This is a genomic window from Microcystis sp. M49636_WE2, from assembly GCF_030065375.1.
In the GTDB taxonomy this organism is placed as follows: Bacteria; Cyanobacteriota; Cyanobacteriia; order Cyanobacteriales; family Microcystaceae; genus Microcystis; species Microcystis aeruginosa_C.
The window spans coordinates 1-3,365 of the sequence record NZ_JASJFG010000273.1; the positions used below are offsets into that span (position 1 = coordinate 1).

Genomic DNA, 3,365 nt, shown 5'->3' on the forward strand with positions numbered 1-3,365 from the left:
TATGTTTTCAGATGAGAGTGCTGGATAAAACTCGTTTGATCCGCACACTGGGACAACTGAGTCCCGAAATAATTGCCCAATTGGAAGAAGTGGTTTTGCTAACCTTAGGATACGAGTCCTAAATGTGGAATTAAATGGAATTCTTATGAGTATAGGCTACATATCAGGACAGGCACTCATGCAAAAGACGAAAGGGGGAATAGATAATCAGTCTTTAATAAACGGATTTAGTATAAAATGTCAAAAATTAAAAGTCCCTTGCGTTATCCGGGGGGGAAATCCCGGGCAATTAAGCAAATTCTGCCGCAAATTCCTGTCAATATTAGGGAATATCGAGAACCTTTTTTTGGTGGGGGTTCTGTATTTTTTGCTGTTAAGCAACTCTTTGGACAGCAAATAAAAACCTATTGGATTAATGACTTAAATTATGATTTATATTGTTTCTGGCAATGCGCTCAAGAAAATATTGAGTTATTGGTAGCAAAAATAACAGAAATTAAACAGAAATATGATAACGGAAGAGAATTATTTCAAGATTTGACAAGGGAAGATTTAAAGTTAACCGATTTTGAAAAAGCGGTGCGTTTTTTTATCTTAAATCGGATTACTTTTTCGGGAACAGTGGATTCGGGGGGTTATTCCCAAGCGGCTTTTACCAGTAGATTTACTGATTCATCAATTGCCAGATTAACTCAAATTGCGCCCCTATTAGCATCGGTAAAAATTACTAACCAAGACTACGAAGAATTATTATTTGCTGAGGGAAAAGAAGTTTTTATCTTCCTTGATCCCCCCTACTATAGTGCCACAAAATCCCGTTTATACGGTGTGAGAGGTAATTTACATACCAGCTTCGATCATCAACGTTTTGCCGATAATATGCGTCAATGTCAGGCTAAATGGTTAATTACCTACGATGATTGTCCAGAGATACGAAAACTCTTTGATTTTGCCCATATTATCGAGTGGAATCTTCAGTATGGCATGAATAATTATAAACAAGGACAGGCAGCGGCGGGGAGAGAATTAATGATCAAAAATTATTAGTGCGATGCCGATATATTCTATGCTATTAATCACAGCAAAAAAGCTGAATACTGACCAATGCCTGCAGCGGCAAAACTAAGGGGTTCAATCTAGACGCAGTTTACTGATAATTCTTTGACAATAGAGTTGAATTCCTTCTAACTTAGCTAGGGAAAATTTGGGTTTAATGGGAAGGATCAGTAAAGACATAAAACTCATCCGCAGCAAGCGATAAATAAGGATAGTTAAAGTCGTATGTTTTTCGAGACTGAGAAGATAACTATAGATATTATGAGTTAGTCTTAGATAACCATAGCGTCGGGTAATAGAAGATGGTTCATGAATAATTTTAATCTGATTGGTAACAACGACTAAATAGCCTTGATTTGCGTATCTTCGGGAAAAATCAAAGTCTTCGTAGTAGAGAAAGTAATCAGGATCGAAATGGGGACAAGTGGAAAAATTAGAGAAGTTAATTAATAAACTGCATCCCGTCACCCAGTCGGGAACAAGATAGGGTTTATCTCCATAGTCTAAGGATTCCTCTACTACGTTAATTGTGCCGATTTTGGCATTAAATTTTCCCCAACCAAACCAGATTTTACCATCCGGTTCGTAAATTTCTGTACCAGCGATGGCAACTTCCGGATATTGCTGAAAAAATTTGCTTGCTTTCTCCAGAGAGTCTGGTAATAAGTAAGCGTCGGGATTAACTAACCAAACGATAGCTTCTCTGTCTTGCTGATAAATCCAATTAAGTCCTAGATTACATCCTTTCCCAAATCCTAAATTTTCCCCCGCTTCAATAATCTTGACTCTTTGCGATGCTAAAGATTGGATATTTTTATCTTCAATGGAATTGTTAACAATGATGAGAGTAGCAGATAAGTCATCGTCGAGGGAAGCGATTAAACGCTTAATTAATTCCGCGCAATTGTAGTTAACCGTTAATAGATAAATCATTACAGATAAAAGTTAGGAGTCACTGGCAATTAACAATGGTTAGAGAATGGCTTTTCCGTGCTAATTACTTTTTTTGGAGACGACAGAGATTAAAGTTTTCGATTTTGGTGGGAAAGGGTTGACAATTTTGGAAGTCAATAACGAGATTTTCTTTAGCCAAATCTTCTACTATATCAGGGGATTTTTTATTAAAGTCCGTCTGGAGAATGTAGAGAGATTCTGGGGGAGTATTAGCAATAAATGTCTCGGCATTTTTTCGCATTAAAGTTCCTTCACTGACTCCCATATTTCCTCGCAATCGCACAAAACGAGTCGAGGCAGGAAAATGGGGAACTAGATAACCTGTTCCTTCATCTCCCCACATAACAATCGTGGAATTTTCGTAGGGTTTTAATGCTTGACTATCGATACCAAAATAATTATCTGACCATCCCATTCTCCACCAGTCTAAGGGTTTGACTGTAGCAGCAATTAAGGTAAAAATAGCGATAGAGATTATAAAAACTGTCCTTTTATGAGGATAAAGATAGGCAATAATCAGGATAATTAAAACCGGTGTGATTAACTCTAGAACCATCAGATAGCGATAAATAGAAAACCCCTTTAACCAGATCAGATAGGCACTACAATAAAAAGGTAGTAAAAATCTGAGAATAGGTAAATGGACTAAATTATTTTGTTGCTCTAGAGAACGGCGAGAGGTGTACTGATAAATAATTACTCCCAGAAGAATAACAATTAAAAGATAGGCAATAGCAAAACGAGTCTCTTTGAATTTTACCTCAGCCACTAGGGTTTGTTCCTGCACAAAATAAAAGGGATAAAATAACCATTGCCAAATGTCTTTAGGCAAAAACCGGGTATCTTGTAGGTTAAAATCTGTTTCGATGTAGGGAGATTGAAAAATTTTGTTGAAAAAGGGAAAAAGGGGATTAGCAAAATTAGTCCACATTAGGATTATCCAATAACCCATCGTCAAGGAAAATCCCACAGCCATAGAGAAAATTAAGGACAGAAGATTACGCAGCTTTTCCCTGATGGTATTGGTTAAAAAACTAATCGCCACGATTAAACTGATACTATACAATGCCGTGGTCAATTTTAATCCTGTTCCTAGTCCTAAAAGCAATCCTGCGAGAATTATAGTTTTAACCTTAACTGGTTGATTACGACCAAGACAAGCGATAATTAAAAATAATCCTGCCAAAACAAAAACACTGCTGGTACTATCGCCGATACTGGTTCCTAACTCTGATAGAAAAGCTGCCCCAAAAATACTGGTAATTGCTGCCGCTATGCTTAAAGTTATCTTGTATCTTTCGCAAACCTTATCGAAGGAGTGATAAGTGATTAAATGAACCAACCACTGATTTAAA

The 3,365-nt window shown here is 36.9% G+C and carries 3 protein-coding genes; 1 reads left to right on the plus strand and 2 read right to left on the minus strand.

The features are described from left to right. Positions 1–237: 237 nt before the first annotated feature. Positions 238–1,047, plus strand: a complete 810-nt coding sequence (locus PX484_RS06570; RefSeq protein ID WP_287670916.1) for a DNA adenine methylase — start codon at positions 238–240, stop codon at positions 1,045–1,047. 84 nt (positions 1,048–1,131) lie between these two features. On the opposite strand, the gene PX484_RS06575 is transcribed toward PX484_RS06570, so the two are convergent. Both PX484_RS06575 and PX484_RS06580 read right to left on the minus strand, forming a co-directional pair. Continuing rightward, positions 1,132–1,989 (minus strand): glycosyltransferase, encoded by an 858-nt coding sequence (locus PX484_RS06575; protein WP_288103203.1) that lies wholly within the window; start codon positions 1,987–1,989, stop codon positions 1,132–1,134. Positions 1,990–2,053: 64 nt separating this feature from the next. After that, a partial coding sequence (locus tag PX484_RS06580) for a glycosyltransferase 87 family protein (protein ID WP_288103204.1) occupies positions 2,054–3,365 on the minus strand: 1,312 nt, incomplete at its 5' end.

Bases quoted from the DNA above. Each gene is read 5' to 3' on its own strand.
- PX484_RS06570 (WP_287670916.1), top strand. From the start codon at position 238: ATGTCAAAAATTAAAAGTCCCTTGCGTTATCCGGGGGGGAAATCCCGG.
- PX484_RS06575 (WP_288103203.1), bottom strand. From the start codon at position 1,989: ATGATTTATCTATTAACGGTTAACTACAATTGCGCGGAATTAATTAAG.